The organism is Nitrospira sp. (genome assembly GCA_030653545.1).
Lineage (GTDB): Bacteria > Nitrospirota > Nitrospiria > Nitrospirales > Nitrospiraceae > Nitrospira_D.
Genome location: JAURZE010000022.1, coordinates 371,091 through 389,446 on the forward strand (window position 1 = coordinate 371,091; position 18,356 = coordinate 389,446).

The window sequence follows — 18,356 nt, forward strand, 5'->3', positions numbered from 1 at the left end:
CCTTCTTCATTTCAATCGTAGCGGAATCCCGCTCACGACCAGGTGCGCCTCATCGGCGCCTGCAGCAAGCAATTGATTCACCCGTCCGGCCAGATCTCGAAAGGCCCGCACAGTCGGCTCCGCCGGCACCAGCCCCAGCCCCAGCTCGTTACTCACGATCACGACCCTCGCCTTCGTCTTCCGCATCGCCTCCAGCAAGCCGGCCACTCGCTTGAGCACCAGTGGCTCTCTCATCCCGGAACCCTGCAAGTTGCTGAGCCAGAGCGTCACACAATCCAGAACAATCGTCCGATAGCGCGGCCCCTCGCGAGCAAACCAGGCGGCAAGTTCGAGCGGCACCTCTGCCGTCTCCCAATCCGCGGCACGGCTTGCCTGATGCCGTGCAATCCTTGCCGACATCTCGGCATCAAGCCCTTGCCCCGTCGCGACAAACGCTCTCGGCCCCTTCGATCCGGCAAGCCGCAGGGCGGTCTCACTCTTCCCCGAGGCCGATCCACCGAGCACGAAGAGGATCCGGCTCACCGCCTTCGACCGAATGGCACTACTCCGTTTTCTTGGCGACATCCCGCTCCCACAAGAATTCCGGCTCGCCCTGCGTCTTGGCCACCCACCGCGCAAGCACAAACAACGTATCGCTCAGCCGATTCACATACTTAATAATCGCCGAATCGACGGGTTCGATTTTCGACAGGGCCACACAGAGCCGCTCAGCCCGTCGGCACACCGTTCGAGCTTGATGCAGAAAGCTGGAGACTTTTCCTCCGCCCGGCAGGATGAACTCCTTCAGCGGCTTCAATTCCTTCTGACAGCGATCGATCAGCTTCTCTAACCGCGTCACATCCTTCGCCGTCACCTGCGGCATGTTTTTAAACGTCTGGCCCGGCGCGGTGGCCAAGATGCTCCCGACATCGAACAGCTTGTTCTGCACCCAACGTAGCTCTTCTTCGAGGATGCCCGCCGCTGAATACTCGTCGAGCATGTCGGCATTCATCGCGCGCACGACTCCGATTGACGCGTTCAACTCATCGATCGTCCCATAGGCCTCGACCCGCAGACTGTCTTTCCAGACCTGCTGGCCTCCCGCAAGACGCGTTTTACCCGCGTCGCCTGTCCTCGTATAGACTTTGGTAATACGCATGCCTTCGCTCCTTATGTCTGAGCCTCTTTCAGCCTCGCCGAAAGAGTTCCCTGGTGTACCTTTTCAAGACAGGTCGGGCACAAGCAATCTTTGTATCGTGCCGCGATCCAATCCATCTGATCTTCCGTGATGCCGATCTTCCCACACCAACATTGATATCCGCCACAGGTGAAGGCCTCGCCGCAAGCTTCGCACGTCTTGGTGACCGGTCCTCTCAAAACTCCACCCCCGGCTGCGCCTTAATGCCTTTGCGAAAGGGATGTTTGATCTGCTTCATCTCCGTGACCAGATCGGCTTCTTCTATCAAGACGTCCTTCGCCCCACGCCCCGTCAGCACCACATGCTGCATGGGAGGGCGTGCACGCAGTGCGGTCACTACCTCGGCCACATCCACATAGTCCTGCTGTAGCGCGATATTGAACTCATCGAGAATGACCATCGCATAGGAGGGATCCCGCAAGAACCCACAGACGGTCTTCCAGGCTTCTTGAGCGAATCTCGCATCTCGCTCACGGTCCTGCGTTTCCCAGGTATAGCCTTCACCCATTCGAAGAAACGTGACGCGATCGCCGAACGATTGCAACGCCCGCTCTTCCGCGGTATCGATCGCCCCTTTGATGAATTGAACCACGGCCACCTTCATCCCGTGCCCGATACATCGGAGAGCCATCCCGAGCGCAGCGGTCGTTTTGCCTTTCCCTGCGCCGGTGTAGATCAGCAGCAGCCCCTTCTCTTCTTGCGCCGCCTCAATGCGCCGATCGACCGAGGCTTTGAGTCGCTCCATCTTTGCTTTATGTTCATCCTGCTCCGTCATCATCGTCCTCCCTGCGTTCCGCGAGCAGACGCGACCAAGGACGCCGCGACCTGTGGCTGACTGGAGAAATGAAGGTGCGTATAGAGCGCCACCACATTGCCGATCGATAGCCCATCCGGCCCCTTCGATTCTCCTCGAACATCCGTCAGCCCACAGACATGGGTCAACGAGCCTTTCGAAACTACTGTCGAATAATGAAATTCGTGGCCCCGCACCGTCAGGCCCGCTGCGCCAAGAATACAGGGCCGGGTAAGCTCCACCGTCCGGTATCCCAGCGTCAAGCCTGGCTTCCGCATCACCGCTTCGGCAGGAAACAACCCGACCATTTCATGGGGCCGCCCCTCGAAGTCGCGAATGGCTTGCGTGAGGTACATCATGCCGCCGCATTCCGCATAGATCGTCCCACCCCTCCCGGCAAATTCTCTAATGGAGGTACGCATGGTGATATTTTCCGCCAACGCCGTGCCGTGCAGCTCAGGATAGCCACCACCGAGATACAGCATGGCCACATCATCAGGTATGGCGTGGTCTGTCAGTGGAGAAAATGGAACCAGCTCGGCCCCCTCCGCTTCCAGCAGTTCAAGATTCTCAGGATAGTAGAAGCAAAAGGCCTGGTCCCTCGCAACACCTATGCGAACTCCCATCTTCCCCCTCCTTTGTAAGGAGCGGGACGGGGAGGTAGCATCTTTCATCCCACCGGCCGATCGAGCCATTGCCTCGATTCGATCCAGATCGATGGTGTCAGCAGCAGCCTTCGCCAGTCGGTCATATAGTTCGCCGGTGCCTTGCTCCATCGCGGTCACCAGTCCGAGGTGACGATCGGCGATCGTGACGGCCTGATCCGACCGCAAATACCCGACCACCACCACGTTCGTGTGCTGCTCGACCGTGTCCTTGAGCAGCTGGTAGTGTCCCTCGCTGTCGACCCGATTAAACAAGACACCCGCGACCTTCAACGTCGTATCGAACTGCGCGTACCCCGACACTATCGCCGCAGCGGAACGCGCCATGGCGCTCCCGTCGATGACAAGCAACACGGGCGCATCCAACTGCTTGGCCAGTTCAGCCGTGCTGCCGATCTCGTTTACCGGCGAACTGCCGTCGAACAATCCCATCATCCCTTCGACGATCGAGATATCCGCATCGGCTGCAGCCCGGCCAAAGACTTGGCGATTGAGCGCCGCTCCCAGCATCCAGCCATCCAGGTTGCGAGAGGCACGACCGGTGGCCGCCGTATGATGGCCGGGATCGATAAAATCAGGCCCGGCCTTGAACGGCTGCACCCTGCGGCCCCGCTGTCGCAGAGCCGCCAGGATCGCCAACGTGACCGTCGTCTTGCCGACACCACTCGCCGTGCCGGCAATGACCAGTCTCGGATGAGTCATGCACTCAACCTCATGGTTTAGCACTAAATGCGACACGCACGCCGCCAAATATCGAGCGAATCGGAACCCCGGCACTGGCGATCTCCTCGTACTTTTCATTGAAGAGGTTTTCCGCGCGGAGGTAGACCTGCACCTGCTTCGTCACATCATACGTAGCCGCCAGCGACCAGACATCGAACGCCCGGAGGCTTTGATTGTTTCCTGTGGTGTTAAACCGCGAGCCTACATAACGGCCCGTGACGGTGACCCACATCGGCTCGATGGGTTGATACCCGATCACCATACTCCATTGATCGATCGGCCATCGCGGGAGACGTGCCGCCGTATCAAGATCTCGAGTCAAAGTATTCGTATACTGCGCCTGGAAAGTGAGGCCCCGGAGAAACTGTCGCTCGCTGGTATAGGCGTATGACAGACTGGCCTCCCACCCCTTCGTCGACGCGTCACCGAGTTGCTGCGGACAGAACCCGAACGTACTAAACGGCGCACAAAACACGGGGTCGTTGGTCGTCACGATCAGATTGCGGTAGCGGTTCCAGAAAAACCCTCCGCTGAGCTTGAGAGACTTAGAAAGGAAGAACTGATCGACCCCCACATCCATGCTCTGACTCTTTTCCGGGCCGAGATTCGGATTACCGAAATTAGGAAAGTACAACTCATTCATGCTCGGTGCACGGAAACCCGTTGAATAGCTGGTACGGAGTTTCGTGTCGGTCTCCTTGCTATAGTAGCCACCGGTCAATCGATAGGTCGTGGCATTGCCGAACACGTTATAGCTGTCGTAACGAACGCCCGCCGTCCCAAAGAGACGATCCCAGAGATTGACCTGAGCCTGGGCAAATCCCGCATTCGAACTCAAAATCCGATTGGTCAGACCGGTATCGTTTTCACCTTGCTGCTCCCGAAACTGATAGCCCCCGCTGAGCAAAAGCATCTCGGTGATACGGAAATCGTGCTGCCATTCGATCCGATTGGATAACACCCGCGTCTCATTCGGCGTGCCAAAGGGAGTGCTGAATGCGCCCGTGACCAAGTTTCGCTGTAACGTACCAGGCAAGAACAGCGACGCCTCCTGCGCCCGCGAGAGCGTCAGTTTCTGCGACCACCATTCCGTCAACGGTTGCTGATAGCTTCCGCTAAAAATATAATCCTGGCTCCGACTCTTCGATCCGAACACATCACTCGGAGACGTCGCCGAAACACTGTCAAGTGCCACATCGGAATTGGTCCATCTGAAATTGAAATCAAGACGCCCGTCTTTCGGCAGATCCACACCCACGCGAGCAGAGCCCGTCCAGTTTCGATAGGAATCCCGCTCCGTGGCGCCCCGCCGGTAATTGACTGCGGAAAAGCTGGAGGTATCCCAACGAGACAGCGCCAAGCTATAGTCCACAATCCCTTGCTTGCCTGAAACCGTCCCGCCTTCACGCACAGTAGCAAACGAACCGTATTCAAGGAAGGCGCCCACGGTCGGAGGCCCCTGCCCTTTCTTCGTGGTGATATTGATGACGCCGCCCATCGCATCCGCTCCGTACAGCATGCTCTGCGCCCCTCGAAGAATCTCGATCCGCTCGATGTTGTCGGTCGTCAGGTTGGCGAAATTGTAGCTCCCAGTCGTTGCACTATTGACGATGGCTCCATCGATGAGCACCAGCGTTTGAGCTGACCCGCCTCCCCGGATCCTGACACTCACGTCTGTCCCCGGACCGCCGCCGGAAAATGCCGCCACGCCCTGAGCCAAACGGAGTGCATCGATCACGCTTCGAAGATTCTGCCGTTTCATATCCTCAGCCGTGATCACCTCAACTGCACTCGTGACCCGAGTAACCGGAATCGGCGTCTTCGTGGCGCTGACAACGACCTCGGGGGTCTCAATGATGTCGGCCTGATCGGCCATGGCGACTTCTTGCTGGGCGCGCGCCGAATGGATGGGGATGAGAAAGCAGAGGAGACAGACACACCGAATCAATCGATCGATGAACAACAACATGACGAAACTCCCTTGTGCTCGAAGGGTTCAGTCGAATCAACTGCGGGCTGGGTCTCCTGACTTGCGGATCGTCGCTTCTCTGCGCCTTCCCATATGCCGAAGCACACAGTGGCATGATGCAGACTTACTCCCCGCTGACAGTGGCGGCACCGTGATGGATTTGCACCATCTTCCCCGTCCCCCGCGTCGTTTCTACAAAACTCCCTTTCACGTTAAAATGATCGTCCCCCCTCACATCAGCCCGTCACGGCCGGGGACATGACCGTGCGGAATTGCATCTAACCGAATCGATCAACCCGGCAGCGTGACGCGCGGGCGACCGCTAGACGGATGCGCATCGACGACGACGTCGCAGCCATACACCGCCCGTAAGCTCTCCGGCGTGATCGTCTCCATGGGCGAACCGATTCGAACAATCCGTCCATCCTTCAACATGATGATCCGATCGCACGACTGACTGGCGACATTCAAATCATGCGAGACCAGCACGACCGTGAGCTGCCGTTCATGTTGCAGCCGGCTGATGAGCGCACAAATCTCAATCTGGTGGTTGATGTCGAGAAAAGCCATCGGTTCATCCAGCAAAAGAACGCTGGGTTCCTGCGCCAATGCCCGTGCAATCATCACCCGCTGGCGCTCGCCACCCGAGAGGTCGGACACGAGGCGCCCGGCCAATGCCACCACATCCGTCTCGACCATCGCTTGATGCGCTTGCCGCAAATCATGTTCAGACTCATCACCGATCCCCATCCCCCACCAGGACCCACGGCGATGCGGGAAGCGTCCCATGAGGACGGTTTCCGCCACCGTAAATGGAAATACCTGCACATATTCCTGCGGAACCACGGCAATGGCACGCGCCAGGAGGGGTGGATCCATCCGTCCGATCGACTGGTCTCCGAGCCGAATGTGTCCTGAACTTGTCTGTAAGAGCCCTGCCAACAGTTTGAGCAACGAGGACTTCCCCGAGCCGTTGGGTCCGACAATGCCCAACATTTCTCCCGCTCGCACATCGAATGAGAGGTCCTCGACCGTCCAGGGCCTCCCCGGTTGATCGGTCCGATAGCGAAACGAGACCCGGTCGACCTGCATGGCCGTACCTGAAGCGCACGCGACGGGCACGGAGGCCCCTGTTAATTGCCTATCCACGTCACAACATCCGATCTTTGCGCCAGAGCAGGAGATACAGAAAAAATGGACCGCCCGCGAGCGCCGTCACGATCCCGACGGGGATTTCAGCCGGCGCCAGGATGGTCCGCGCCAGCGTGTCGGAGATGACGAGAAACATACCGCCCACCAAGGCCGACGCAGGAAGCAAAAGCCGGTGATCAGACCCCACCACCAGGCGAACCGCATGCGGCACCACCATCCCCACAAATCCGATCATCCCGCTCACTGACACCACGGCTCCGGTCAGCAAGGCCGTCAGGACGAACAACTGCTTCTTAATTCGCTCCGTCTCAATCCCCAGGGAGCGAGCCGTTTCTTCTCCCAGAGTCAGCACATTCAGCGCATTGGCCTTGTGCATCACAAGCGCCAACACGAACACCGCATACGCGACCAACACGCCCAAGGCCGGATAGCCGGGCGCCGTGAGGGATCCCATCAGCCAGGCCATCAGGCCCGCGGACCTGTTCGGTTCCATGATCGATGTGATGAACATGATCAGCGCGGTGAGAATCGCGTTCAGAATCACGCCGGCCAGCAAGAGACTATGCACGGGCAAGCGTCCCTGCGACTGCGCCAAACGATAGATCAGGAGCAGCGCCAGCAACCCGCCGGCAAAACCGCACAGGGGAAGCACGGGCAGCAACATCATCGAGGCCCCGATGCCCAGGAGCATAGCCAGCGCCGCCCCTAAGGCAGCGCCGCTGGAGACACCGAGCACATAGGGATCGGCCAAAGGATTTCTCAGCAACGCCTGCAAGGTCACGCCCACCGCGGCAAGGCTGCCCCCGACGACAAACCCCATCAACACGCGCGGCAGCCGGATGTGCAGCATGATGGTGGCCGCGGTATCCCCGCCGGCGGCTTCAGCATTCCCTGCCGTCAACAGCTGCGTCATGACGGACAGCAGCGTCGCGAGATCGACACGCGTCGCGCCAAACTGGAGGCATAGGATGCATACTGCGACGCTGGCCGCGGCCAACGCCCCCATCATACCCAACCACCGGCGGTGCGTCAGAATCGTACCCGCGCGCCGCCACTCATCCCGATGACCAGCAGTCCCTCCAGCGAGTCTGTTCGACGCGAGAGAGGGCGATTCGGAAGTCAGCAGTTGGGGAGATCCAGGCATCATAAAGAATTCTTTGCTACGGTTGGGACGAAGGTCCGGCCGCAATCTCCGGGTGAAGAATGTTCACCAGCATCGTCAGCGCCTGGCCGATTCGAGGCCCGGGCCGGTTCAAGAGATCCGCGGGGATCTGATGCAGCCGCCCCCGCCGAACCGCTGTCATCGTCTGCCATTGCCGCCAGGCCTGCTGTTCACTATCCGAAATCCCTTCGGCTTTTCCGATCGGAAAGAGCAAGACTTCCGGGTCCTGTTGCAGCACGACCTCCAAACTCATCCGCGGATACGGGAGCTGGCTCTGGGCCGCGACGTTGGTGGCTCCCGCGATTCGAAGCAGCTGATCGATGAAACTTCCCGGCCCCACGGTAATCAATGGGTGACTATTGAGCACATACAGCACTCGCACGGGAGACATGTTCTGCATCCTCAGCCGGATAGCCGCCACGTCCTGCCGCAGCGTCATCGCGATGGCATTGGCCTGCACCGAGCGATCAAGCATGCGCCCCAGTGTCTGAATATGTCCGAGAATGTCCTCCACCGTTGTGGCGGACAGAATAAAGACCGGAACTTTCAACTGCTCCAGCTTCAGAATGACGTCGGGCTTTAGAAATTCCTGTGGAGCCAAGACCAGGTCCGGCTGGAGAGCCATCAACGATTCAAGATTCGGATGGGCATACCCGAGCTTCGGCTTCGCTTTAGCCTCCGGGGGATAGTCACAAAAGTCCGTCACGCCGATGAGTTGCTCCCCGGCCCCGATGGCAAACAACATTTCAGTGACACTCGGCGCCAGCGAGACGATGCGCACCGGCGTCTTGGCCAAATACATTTTCCGGCCGGCGTCGTCGACAAACGACCGGGACGACACATGCGCCATAAACGGCATGCCGGTCAGAATTCCCTGCTGACGCCGCGTCATATCCGCACAGCCCCCCTCACCGCAGGCCCAGGCGATGGACCCACCCGTCACGATGGCAACGGCCAACGTGACACCCGTCAGAATCCAGCGGCCACACGAGTTCAAATAAAAAATCCCCAAGGCCTGACAGAGACCTTGAGGATTGCACCCGGTTCTTCATCCTCGCCTGTTCCCCAGCCCTCGAGGGAACGATGGTCAATTCATTGGGCAGGTCTTCTGGCTCATGGTTCACCCTACTCCCCGCGCCTTCCCATCCACCTGGTGGACAGTGGCAATGCCGGGTTTCGTCCCCATTCACAGCGGCGGGACCGCGAGGGATTTACACCCTCTTCCCTTACCCAAGAATCCTAATTGTGGGGGCACAATAGGAGACCCTGCTGAATAATGTCAAGTCCATTAATGACCGGATCGGTGTGCGACAATCGCAGGATTCAGTATCTCTCTGTTTCTAATCTAACCAGGAGAACAGCCTATCAATGCGAGGTTAGAAGAGCTCCCAGGGTCGGCATGGGCCTTGCTGATCTCCATCCAGGCCACATCCGGGAGTTGCAGAAAGTTCTTCCACAACGACACGTAACGAGGCTGAATCCATTCATGCGGAACATCATTATCAGCATCTGTATTATTGGACTCTTCCTTGAACTATCAGGCTTGATCTGGTCAGCCAAGAAAGAGAAGCCCAGTGAGGGATTTGTCAGACTATCGACCCCACCGGCCCGCAGCATCGAACGCCCGCTCGAGAATGGCTATTTTCTTCTGCTTGGGATGGCCGCGGCAGGTGGATCGAACCCCGTCCAAACCGGATACGACATCTGGAGTGAGACCGGGGCGCGGCCGACGGAACGTGGCTTTGACTTAGACAAACCGGGACGCACGGAGCTTCGTCTGCCAATCGCTTATGACCGTGTCGTCCCCGAATGGCATACCAGTGACCCCTTGTCGGAATTCCGAAACAAAGAGGCTTCGTTTCGCTCGTCAGCGCCGCTCTACGCGCCGCTCGTCACCCGATACGAGCACTTTCTCCGGATGAAGTTTGAAGATTGGGGATATGGACATAGGGGCGCCCCCCGCATTGAGGAGCTCATAGGCGCCCATCGCCTGTTTGTGGCAATCGGATTCGGTGAAGAAATAAGGACCGGCCTCGATCGACTCACACTGGACGTAGCCAAGTGGCGTAGCGTCCTACGGGAGGCCCGAACTCTTCCGGTCAAGATACTGGCGTCCGTGATGATCGAGGACGATGTCGAACTCTTATCGCGCATGCTGAGTCAAAGCACAGTCGACAAGCACGTGCTGGCTCAAGGGCTCAACTTACTGCAGCCCTTGACGGCAACCGAATACTCACTCCGCTGGCCGATTCAGAATGAATTCATGATGGGCTATCAACGGAGCCGGACGGAGCCAGTCAATGGGCCGCGGCTTGCTCAGGCCGATCCTCAAGCCCTGGGGGCGATCGCAAGCGTGGCCCATCTGCCAGCCAACGCATTTCAAAAAGTGGCGCACCCCAGAAGCCTCACGGGATTTGGATTCACCTCTCCCGGCCAACGCACCTGGGACGCCTATTCAAGCTACTACGATGCAACGATCAAGGCGGCTGAAACGATCCACAGCCCGCTCCCTCGCCTGCAGGACATCGCGAAACAATCGCCACGGACGTTTCTCGAACGGCTGGCCGACCCGATGGAATTCGAGCCGCAATGGGAACCCTTCAGTCAGCACCTGGTTGAAACAGACGCGCGGCTGCGCCTGGTCTCGCTGCAAATCCTCATGCGCAAACCCACCGCCACGGTGACCATCCCAACCAGACTGGCGGAAGTCGGCTCGATGTACTTCGACCCCTTCACCGGACTCCCCATGCTTTGGAGCCCAACGCAAAAGAAACTGTATAGTGTTGGAAAAGACCGCCTCGACGATGGGGGGGATCCAAGCTTCGACATCAGCGTACCGCTTCCGCCTGCCTTCACCGCACCTGCACCCACGTCTTAGAGAGCAGCGCGCACCCTTGAGTAAGTGCACCGCATCCACGATTTCAACGCCGCTTCTGATACTTGAGCTTGAGGACCAAAATCGCGAGTGTCAGTATAAACGTGATGGCGTTTGTGACAACGATCGGCCACGCCATCAGATACAAACCGTAGATCAGCCACAGAAAGACTCCGGTTGTAAAGGTCAACAACATCGCAAGCGACATATCATCGGCAGACTTTGTCGTCCAGGTCCGCTGTAGTTGTGGCAAGAACGCGATCGTTGTGAGCGTCCCGGCGACAAATCCGATCCAATTAGCAGTCTCCATTCCACCCTTCCTAATCGATTCTCAAGACAACCTCCGGCACCCGGCCAGCCACTTGTCACAGTTCATCCTAATGTGCTAATTTATCGAGCTAATCATTCGCTCGATCACTCAGAAGGAGCACCACCGTGGCATTCACTTGCGATCTCTGTCAGAAAAAACCGAAATCCGGGAACAACGTCAGTCACGCGAACAACAAGACCAAGCGGGTATTTAACCCCAATATTCAGACTGTTCGTGCAGTTGTAGACGGAGCGAACAAAAAGATTCGCGTGTGCACCCGTTGCCTCCGCTCAGGACTGGTCAAGAAGGCCGTCTAGGTCCCTTCTCCGCTCCCATTCAATCCTCACGGCATTGAGAGCAACACTCGGCCTCCACGCTCTGTCAGCTTGATTGCCCGTGGGTCATCAGCTGACAGCGTGAGAGTCCTGCTGCCGTCTTTGCTCGTCAAGACAAGGCCCACTTCACCATTGGCGTCCAACCCAAGTCCGGCTCTGGCTTTCCCCGCCTGATCCAACAATAAGAACTCTTCGGCATTCACACCGTTTGCCTTCTGCGCATGAACGGTCCTGCCGGAAACTAACTGATCACTCAACACGCCACCGACGATACCACCCAAAAATGCAGCCATCACGATCACCAGGGGTTGCCCCATCTTCATGTCCCGTCCCTCCTACATAACTCGTGTGCATTCTGATGCGCTTCATAAAGAGGACACTGCCTGTTTCATCACGACACCTTCATGAAAAACAAAAAAAGACTTGGAAGCGCATGCCGTCCAAGTCTTTAAGTTCTCACGTGTGACGTCTTAATGTTGGAGCGGGCGATGGGATTTGAACCCACGACAACTTGCTTGGGAAGCAAGGACTCTACCACTGAGCTACGCCCGCTCGCTGTGGTGCATCCTACGCGGGCGACGATTCCAAGTCAAGAAAGGCCACCCTACTTGGCCCGTTCCACCAAGGCGAACTTTCGCCGGCCGATTTTCATTTGATACTGGCGGCCGGCATCGAGCACGACCACCGCATTGGCATCGCTCTGTTTCTTCTGATCGAACTCCACACCGCCCTGAATCACCAGCCGCCGGGCCTCGCTCTTACTCGTTACCAGACCCGTTTTGGCCACTAGATCAACCAGCCCGATCGACTGGCCGTCCTTGAGATCCTGATCAGTCAAAACTAATCGAACATCCGGCTCGTCCGGAAACTCCCGCTCGGAAAACTTGTGCTGAAAAGCGTCCCTCGCCTGCTTCCCCGCTTCTTCTCCATGATAACGGGCCACAAGGAGTTCCGCCAACGACTGCTTGGCTTCCATCGGATGGAGCGTCTTCACCCGCGCAAGATCTTCCGTGGTCAACAATTCATAGTACCGCAGCATCAACGTATCGCTGATCGACATCACCTTGCCGAACATGTCTTCAGGCTTATCTTCAAGCGCGATATAGTTACCGACACTCTTACTCATCTTCTTGATGCCGTCGGTCCCTTCAAGGAGCGGCATCGTGATGACCACCTGCGACTCCTGCCCGAAATCGCGCTGCAGCTCCCGTCCGACCAACAAATTAAACTTCTGGTCGGTCCCGCCCAGCTCCACATCCGCCTTCATTGCAACCGAATCGTAGCCCTGCACCAGCGGGTAGAGAAATTCATGGACACTGATCGGCTTCTGCTCGTGAAAGCGCTTGTGAAAATCGTCCCGCTCCATCATCCGCGCCACGCGATAGTGCGCCGCCAGTTGAATCAAGCCTTCGGCCGCCATCGCACCCATCCAGGTACTATTGAACTCGATGACGGTCTTCTGCGGATCGAGGATCTTAAAAATCTGTCGCTGGTAGGTCTTGGCGTTCTCCTGCACCTGCTCCTTCGTCAATGCGCGGCGGGTTTCCGACACGCCGGTGGGATCGCCGATCATGCCGGTGAAATCACCGATCAGGAACAGCACCTGATGCCCGAGATCCTGAAAATGCTTCAGCTTGTGGATCAAGACGGTATGACCGAGGTGCAGATCAGGCGCAGTCGGATCGAATCCCGCCTTCACGCGAAGCGGACGATTCTCTTTCAACGAGCGCGTCAGTTTAGCCTCCAGCTCCGTACGCTGAATGACCTCCACGGTCCCCCGCAGAATGAGATCAAGCTGCCGATTCAAATCACTCATACCGGCCCCTTCTTTCCCTGATCCTGCGTAACAGGCCTCACCACGGTTACAAATGGCTTCAGTTGGTCCAACTTCTTCGCTCCAATCCCTTTCACCGCCCGCAGATCCTCGACCGCGTGAAAATGCCCGACAGATTTCCGATAATCCATAATCCGTTTGGCCAACACAGGACCGACGCCGGGAAGCTGATCGAAGTCGGTTACAGTCGCACTGTTCAGGTCAACCGGTTTCGGCTTGTTCGACAACCTGCGCGCCTCACTCACCTCGGCAGATGAAATCATAGAATCAACTGCCGTGGCCGTGGTGATCGATGGATTCTCTGATGACAACGAGGCCGCATGGGTCACCGCAGGGCGCTGCATCGTTTGGGGGACCTGCCAACCGACCCACAACACGACACCCATCGTGAGCGCCAACATGCCCAGCTTGATGAGAAGCGACTGGAGGACGCTCATAATTTCTTCTTCATCTGGTGAATCGCACAGCCTTCAGCGTCCTCGACCGCCTCGAGGAAACCTTCCGCGAGTGTCGGATGGGCATGAATCATATGGGCGATCTGCGAAACTGTGGCGCCGGTTTCCATCGCCAATGCCGCTTCGTGAATGAGGTCGGCCGCATGGGCTCCCACAATGTGCGCACCGAGTAACTTACCTGTTGCCGTGTCCGCGATCACTTTGAACAATCCCGTAAGATCGCCGGTTGCCTGGGCCTTACCCAGCGCCGCATAGCGGAAACGTCCCACCTTGACGGCCTGCTCTGGATCCTGACCGGCAGCTTGCGCCTGTTCGCGAGCCTGTCGCTCCGTCAACCCGACCCGACCGACTTCCGGCAAGGTGAAGATACCGGCAGGAATGACCTCGTAGCGAATCTTTGTCGGATGCCCCATGATGTTTTCAACGGCGACTTTCCCTTGCGCTGACGCCACGTGAGCCAGCATGGCCTTTCCGACCACATCGCCGATCGCGTAGACGCCGGGCACGTTCGTCTCCATCCTGTCATCGACGAGAATCTCGCCTCGCTTACCCAGCGCAACGCCGGCTGCCTCCGCCCCGATGTCGCGGGATTGAAACCCGCGTCCGATCGAGACAAGGAGCATCTCCGCTTCAACCGTGCTGCCTTCTTTCAGCTGTGCAGTGACTATCCCCTCACGCACCTGCGCCTCTTGAATCGTCGTTCCCGTCCTGACATCGACGCCGCGTTTTTTGAGCTCGCGCGCCATCAGCACGGAGACCTCTTCATCTTCCAGTGGAAGCACGGCCGCTTGCAGCTCGACCATGGTCACCTGCGTGCCCAGGCCGCTGAAGAGCGAGGCACACTCGCACCCCTCGACCCCGGCGCCGAGAATGATCATCCGCGGCGGAGCCGACTCCAGATCAAGCGCCTGCTTGCTGGTAATAATGGTATTTTCGTCGACAGGAAATTGCGCCAACTGCGGCCAGGACGATCCCGTGGCAATCAGGATCGCATCCGCCTGCACTTGCCGCTGTGCCCCGTCCTTCGCGGTCACCGTGATCGTGCGCGCATCGACCAACGCGCCGCGCCCGTCGACCACCTCGATCTTCCAGGCGTTGAACAACGTGGCGATGCCTTTGACCAGCGACGCCACCACCTTGTTCTTCCTGGCTACCATGCGGGCCAGATCGTAGCGGGGCGAACCGGACAACAGAATGCCGAGATCCTCGGCTTTTTTGAGCTTATCGCCGAGTTCGATGACGGAAAGGAGGGCCTTGCTGGGGATACAGCCCCAATTCAAACACACACCGCCGAGCGCCTGTTGCTCGATGACCGTGACCCGTGCGCCCAATTGGGCCGCGCGAATCGCCGCCACGTACCCGCCAGGCCCGGCTCCCAGAATCGCGATGTGTTTCGACATAGAAAAGCGTTAGTGTTTCTGACTGGCGAGAAAGGCCTCGTATTGCGCGGCCGTCATGAGCTGATCCACTTCTCCAGGATTCGAGAGATCAATCACGGCGATCCAGCCCTTGCCATAGGGATCGGAGTTAACGACTTCAGGGTGATCCTTCAGATCAGCGTTGATCTTCGAGACCGTGCCGCTGACCGGCACGTAAATGGTCGAGGTCGTTTTTGTGGACTCCACTTCGCCGATCTGCTGCCCGGCTGTCACGACGGCGCCGACTTTCGGCAGGTCGAGAAACACAATATCCCCCAGGGCATCCTGGGCGAAGTGACTGATACCCACCGTCGCTTGCTTCCCGTTGAGACGCACCCATTCATGTTCTTTGTGATACCGCAAGTCGCTGGGAATCATAGAGTCTCCATCATAATCAAGTGAAGAAACGCCAGAGGAAAGACGCCGGATCGTAGTGGTCAACAGCCTGATTTGTCAAGGAAGATTGCCCGTACTCCAAGGCAGCAATAAGAGATTACCTTCCCCTCGTTCCCGGGAGACTTCCCCAAGTCCTTCGGTCCACTCGACGAGCGGTGTCGTACCCGGAACCGTCACGGGCCGAACCAGCCAGAGTCGATCGGACGAACCCACCTGCTGAGCGAACTGTTCCAAGAATGCTGAACTGTGTGCGTCCTCCACACGAATGGCAAGTTCACTCCCACTCCGTTGGAGCAAGTCGTTGAGATCCTCGCCGTGTTGCTCCAACCCGGCCAACGGCTCACTGACCGTTCTTCCGTGAACCTCAATCAACAGGCGCCCGGCCGGCTTGGCCTCACGAATCATCTTTCTGATACGCGCAGCCATCGTGGCATAGCCTCTAGCCTTCCAGCCCACCCATCGCCAATAGATCGCTTCCCGGTCGTACGCCATCGCCTCTCCGCCAACCACGTCACCCAACAGTTGCTGCGGCGTGAGAGTCAGACCAAAGGCCAAGTCAAACCGCTGGAAGGATCCTTCAGTAAAGTCTTGCGCAAAGCCCTGCCGGTCTCTTGCCCTCACAAAGATCCCGTCGCAACCGGCTCGCACCAGCATCGTCACCCGGTCTTCAACGGCAGCCTGATAGTCAGGGTGCAAGAGATCAGGCAGCGGCGAAGAGAATCCGGCTGACTCATAGCCATTGACGGCATCGCCCTGCTTTGCAAAGGACTGAGTCAGCCACTCCGGCCTGAGAGCGATACCTCGCCCGTGATGAAGATCCAGTGCGCCCCATACCGAGAGACCGGCAAGATGCGCCGCACCGACAAACGCCTGCACCGCTTCCGAGTTCCTCTCCTTGCTCCAGTCAGAACCGGCCGGATCCAGCAGCACCGTCGTGACACCGCTCTTCAGCAATGCCTGCAACCACGCCACCCACGCCGATACCGGAGGGAGCTGGGACAGAGGGAGCCCCACAGCAATCTGACGCACGACTGTGACAGGAGGCCCGCCTGGAATCTGGCGCAACTGATCAAGCCGATCCAACGCCTGTTGCTGGTAGAGCTGAGTCTGAGAATCGCGTCCTACGTCACCCGTAGCAAGGACGCGGTATTCGGCCATTGCCGCACGATACTCTCCCATCTGCTCATAGGAACGGCCGAGCCACCAGCGGGCCTCTGCCAGCCGCGGCGCTCCGGCCGCCGTCGAATCGACAAATCGCCGGAAGAACAATGCCGCCGTGGGATACCGCTCCTGCACGAACGCCCGATGGGCCTCACGCAGCAAGCTCAATTGCGCATCGCGCGCCGGATCGGCGTGACTCTGGTCAAGAGGGGTTGATGGGGAAGGAACGGGAACGAATCGCGGGCTACAGGCACACAACAGTGCGAGAGACAGCGTCAACACTGCCCCTCGCACGAGTTGTTGTCCAGAAGTGAAGGGCAAAGAACCCATCGCCCTCCGAGAAAATAAACTAACTAAAGATTTCCATGCCTGGAAAGAAATAGGCGGTTTCGAATGCCGCGGTCTCAGGCGAATCGGATCCATGCACGGCATTGAATTCGATATTCGCACCATGCGCCTTGCGAATCGTATTCGCGTCAGCCTTGGCAGGATCGGTCGCACCCATCAGCTCCCGGTTCTTCTTGATGGCATTGTCGCCCTGCAACACGATCACGACCGCCGGACCGGACGACATAAAGGTGCAGAGGCTATCGAAGAACGGGCGCGCCTTATGAACAGCGTAGAAACCTTCCGCAACCGGCTTCGACATCTGCATCAGCTTCATGGCCACCGGCTTCAACCCCGCCTTTTCGTAGCGGTTGATGATGTCCCCGACGGCATTCTTCTTCACGGCATCAGGCTTGATAATCGCTAACGTACGTTCACTCATTGTGGCTCCGATTTCTCCAGAAAGTTAAAGGATACATTGAACAGCGCTGGCGCATTATAAGTGGCTGATAACGGGCTTGCAACTGGCTAAACCATCGACAATCAGCTTGGAGAGACGTCCTACGATGTAAACTGCTTTGCCAGCTCACCCGGCTTGAAGACACCGCGTTCGGTAATGATGCCGGTGATTAATTCAGCCGGCGTCACGTCAAAAGCAGGATTGTAGACGGCCACGCCGGCGGGCGCGATCGGGTGGCTGCCGTGGATGGTGGTGACTTCTAGCGAGTTTCGTTGCTCGATGGGGATGTCCGCGCCGGTCTTGGTTTTGAGATCGATCGTCGAGTACGGCGCTGCGACATAGAAGGGAATACCGTGCGCCCTGGCGAGCACCGCCACGGAATAGGTGCCAATCTTATTCGCCACATCGCCGTTGGCCGCGATCCGATCGGCGCCGACGACGCAGAGCTGAATCTTCCCCTGGCGCATGAGCGATCCGGCCATGTTGTCGGTAATCAGCGTCACCGGAATCTTGTCCTGCATCAGCTCCCAGGCCGTGAGCCGGGCGCCTTGCAAGACCGGGCGCGTTTCATCCGCAATGACTTGGATCTTCTTTCCCTGCTCCCAGGCTGCGCGAATCACACCGAGCGCCGTGCCATAACCCGCCGTCGCTAGCGCTCCGGCGTTGCAATGAGTCAGGACGGTCTGACCGCTCGCGATCAGCTCCGCGCCGTGCTTCCCCATGGCTTTGCAGAGCGCAATATCCTCATCAAGAATAGCTTGCGCCTCGGCCAGCAGTGCGGCTTTCACGGCAGGCACCGATTGCGCGCTCAAGGACGCAAGTTTCTTTTTCATGCGATCGATCGCCCAAAACAGATTGACGGCCGTCGGCCTGGTCGCCGCCAGATGCTCGCAGATCGGCACAAGCGCCTGGGCGAACGTGGGGAACTCCGTCGCGGAGACCGCCTGCGCACCCAAGGCCACACCCAACGCGGCCGTCACACCGATCGCAGGAGCCCCGCGGACTTTTAATTCACGAATCGCATCGGCCACCGCCCGATAATCCCGGCAGTCGAGAAACTCGACATGCTCGGGCAACCGACTCTGATCGAGAAGCCGCACGAAACCATTTTTCCATTCGACGGTGGGAACCATGGAGGGATCTT

At 58.3% G+C, this 18,356-nt stretch carries 19 protein-coding genes, 1 tRNA gene and 2 riboswitches; of the genes, 2 read left to right on the top strand and 18 right to left on the bottom strand.

Annotated elements, in window-relative coordinates; all coding sequences use genetic code 11:
- Positions 1–6 precede the first annotated feature (6 nt).
- The 8 genes from Q7U39_08550 to Q7U39_08585 form a co-directional block, all read right to left on the bottom strand.
- The gene (locus Q7U39_08550) at positions 7–564 is read right to left on the bottom strand and encodes a bifunctional adenosylcobinamide kinase/adenosylcobinamide-phosphate guanylyltransferase (GenBank protein MDO9117993.1); all 558 of its coding nucleotides are present in this window, start codon (positions 562–564) and stop codon (positions 7–9) included.
- Entirely contained in the window at positions 542–1,138 is a 597-nt protein-coding gene (locus Q7U39_08555) for a cob(I)yrinic acid a,c-diamide adenosyltransferase (protein ID MDO9117994.1), read from the bottom strand. Before Q7U39_08555 ends, Q7U39_08550 begins: the two co-directional genes overlap by 23 nt.
- 214 nt (positions 1,139–1,352) lie before the next feature.
- Positions 1,353–1,955 (bottom strand): cob(I)yrinic acid a,c-diamide adenosyltransferase, encoded by a 603-nt coding sequence (gene cobO / locus Q7U39_08560; GenBank protein ID MDO9117995.1) that lies wholly within the window; start codon positions 1,953–1,955, stop codon positions 1,353–1,355.
- On the bottom strand, positions 1,952–3,337 hold the full coding sequence (locus Q7U39_08565) for a cobyrinate a,c-diamide synthase (protein MDO9117996.1): 1,386 nt from the start codon (positions 3,335–3,337) through the stop codon (positions 1,952–1,954). The genes cobO and Q7U39_08565 overlap by 4 nt, the downstream gene beginning before the upstream one ends.
- Positions 3,338–3,347: 10 nt before the next feature.
- Positions 3,348–5,327 carry a TonB-dependent receptor gene (locus Q7U39_08570; GenBank protein ID MDO9117997.1) on the bottom strand — a complete coding sequence of 660 codons (1,980 nt, stop codon included), beginning with the start codon at positions 5,325–5,327 and terminating at the stop codon, positions 3,348–3,350.
- A 27-nt stretch (positions 5,328–5,354) separates the two neighbouring features.
- Positions 5,355–5,547, bottom strand: a riboswitch (cobalamin riboswitch).
- A 71-nt stretch (positions 5,548–5,618) separates the two neighbouring features.
- The gene (locus Q7U39_08575; GenBank protein MDO9117998.1) at positions 5,619–6,449 is read right to left on the bottom strand and encodes an ABC transporter ATP-binding protein; all 831 of its coding nucleotides are present in this window, start codon (positions 6,447–6,449) and stop codon (positions 5,619–5,621) included.
- A gap of 28 nt (positions 6,450–6,477) precedes the next feature.
- Positions 6,478–7,626, bottom strand: a complete 1,149-nt coding sequence (locus tag Q7U39_08580) for an iron ABC transporter permease (protein ID MDO9117999.1) — start codon at positions 7,624–7,626, stop codon at positions 6,478–6,480.
- A 13-nt stretch (positions 7,627–7,639) separates the two neighbouring features.
- Positions 7,640–8,638 (bottom strand): cobalamin-binding protein, encoded by a 999-nt coding sequence (locus Q7U39_08585; GenBank protein MDO9118000.1) that lies wholly within the window; start codon positions 8,636–8,638, stop codon positions 7,640–7,642.
- A gap of 83 nt (positions 8,639–8,721) precedes the next feature.
- Positions 8,722–8,913: riboswitch (cobalamin riboswitch) on the bottom strand.
- 214 nt (positions 8,914–9,127) lie between these two features.
- On the opposite strand from Q7U39_08585, the gene Q7U39_08590 reads away from it, so the two are divergent.
- A complete protein-coding gene (locus Q7U39_08590; GenBank protein MDO9118001.1) occupies positions 9,128–10,519 on the top strand; it encodes a hypothetical protein in 1,392 nt (463 codons plus the stop codon).
- A 43-nt stretch (positions 10,520–10,562) separates the two neighbouring features.
- Here the strand turns inward: Q7U39_08590 and Q7U39_08595 are convergent, their stop codons facing one another.
- Positions 10,563–10,826: a SemiSWEET transporter gene (locus tag Q7U39_08595; protein MDO9118002.1), complete on the bottom strand. Its 264-nt coding sequence runs from the start codon at positions 10,824–10,826 to the stop codon at positions 10,563–10,565.
- Between the two features lie 125 nt (positions 10,827–10,951).
- Here Q7U39_08595 and rpmB point away from each other — a divergent pair, with 125 nt between their 5' ends.
- On the top strand, positions 10,952–11,143 hold the full coding sequence (gene rpmB / locus Q7U39_08600) for a 50S ribosomal protein L28 (GenBank protein MDO9118003.1): 192 nt from the start codon (positions 10,952–10,954) through the stop codon (positions 11,141–11,143).
- Positions 11,144–11,169: 26 nt separating this feature from the next.
- Here the strand turns inward: rpmB and Q7U39_08605 are convergent, their stop codons facing one another.
- The 9 genes from Q7U39_08605 to mtnA form a co-directional block, all read right to left on the bottom strand.
- Positions 11,170–11,484 carry a hypothetical protein gene (locus Q7U39_08605; protein MDO9118004.1) on the bottom strand — a complete coding sequence of 105 codons (315 nt, stop codon included), beginning with the start codon at positions 11,482–11,484 and terminating at the stop codon, positions 11,170–11,172.
- A gap of 154 nt (positions 11,485–11,638) precedes the next feature.
- A tRNA-Gly gene (locus Q7U39_08610) sits at positions 11,639–11,713 on the bottom strand.
- 52 nt (positions 11,714–11,765) lie between these two features.
- Complete coding sequence (tyrS, locus tag Q7U39_08615) at positions 11,766–12,977, bottom strand: tyrosine--tRNA ligase (protein ID MDO9118005.1); 1,212 nt, start codon at positions 12,975–12,977, stop codon at positions 11,766–11,768.
- Positions 12,974–13,432 carry a helix-hairpin-helix domain-containing protein gene (locus Q7U39_08620; GenBank protein MDO9118006.1) on the bottom strand — a complete coding sequence of 153 codons (459 nt, stop codon included), beginning with the start codon at positions 13,430–13,432 and terminating at the stop codon, positions 12,974–12,976. The genes tyrS and Q7U39_08620 overlap by 4 nt, the downstream gene beginning before the upstream one ends.
- The gene (gene lpdA, locus Q7U39_08625; GenBank protein MDO9118007.1) at positions 13,429–14,850 is read right to left on the bottom strand and encodes a dihydrolipoyl dehydrogenase; all 1,422 of its coding nucleotides are present in this window, start codon (positions 14,848–14,850) and stop codon (positions 13,429–13,431) included. Before lpdA ends, Q7U39_08620 begins: the two co-directional genes overlap by 4 nt.
- A 9-nt stretch (positions 14,851–14,859) precedes the next feature.
- Entirely contained in the window at positions 14,860–15,246 is a 387-nt protein-coding gene (gene gcvH, locus Q7U39_08630) for a glycine cleavage system protein GcvH (protein ID MDO9118008.1), read from the bottom strand.
- Positions 15,247–15,321: 75 nt separating this feature from the next.
- Positions 15,322–16,755, bottom strand: a complete 1,434-nt coding sequence (locus Q7U39_08635) for a tetratricopeptide repeat protein (protein MDO9118009.1) — start codon at positions 16,753–16,755, stop codon at positions 15,322–15,324.
- Between the two features lie 19 nt (positions 16,756–16,774).
- Complete coding sequence (gene ndk, locus Q7U39_08640; GenBank protein ID MDO9118010.1) at positions 16,775–17,194, bottom strand: nucleoside-diphosphate kinase; 420 nt, start codon at positions 17,192–17,194, stop codon at positions 16,775–16,777.
- Between the two features lie 119 nt (positions 17,195–17,313).
- Positions 17,314–18,345 (bottom strand): S-methyl-5-thioribose-1-phosphate isomerase, encoded by a 1,032-nt coding sequence (gene mtnA / locus Q7U39_08645; GenBank protein ID MDO9118011.1) that lies wholly within the window; start codon positions 18,343–18,345, stop codon positions 17,314–17,316.
- Between the last annotated feature and the right edge of the window lie 11 nt (positions 18,346–18,356).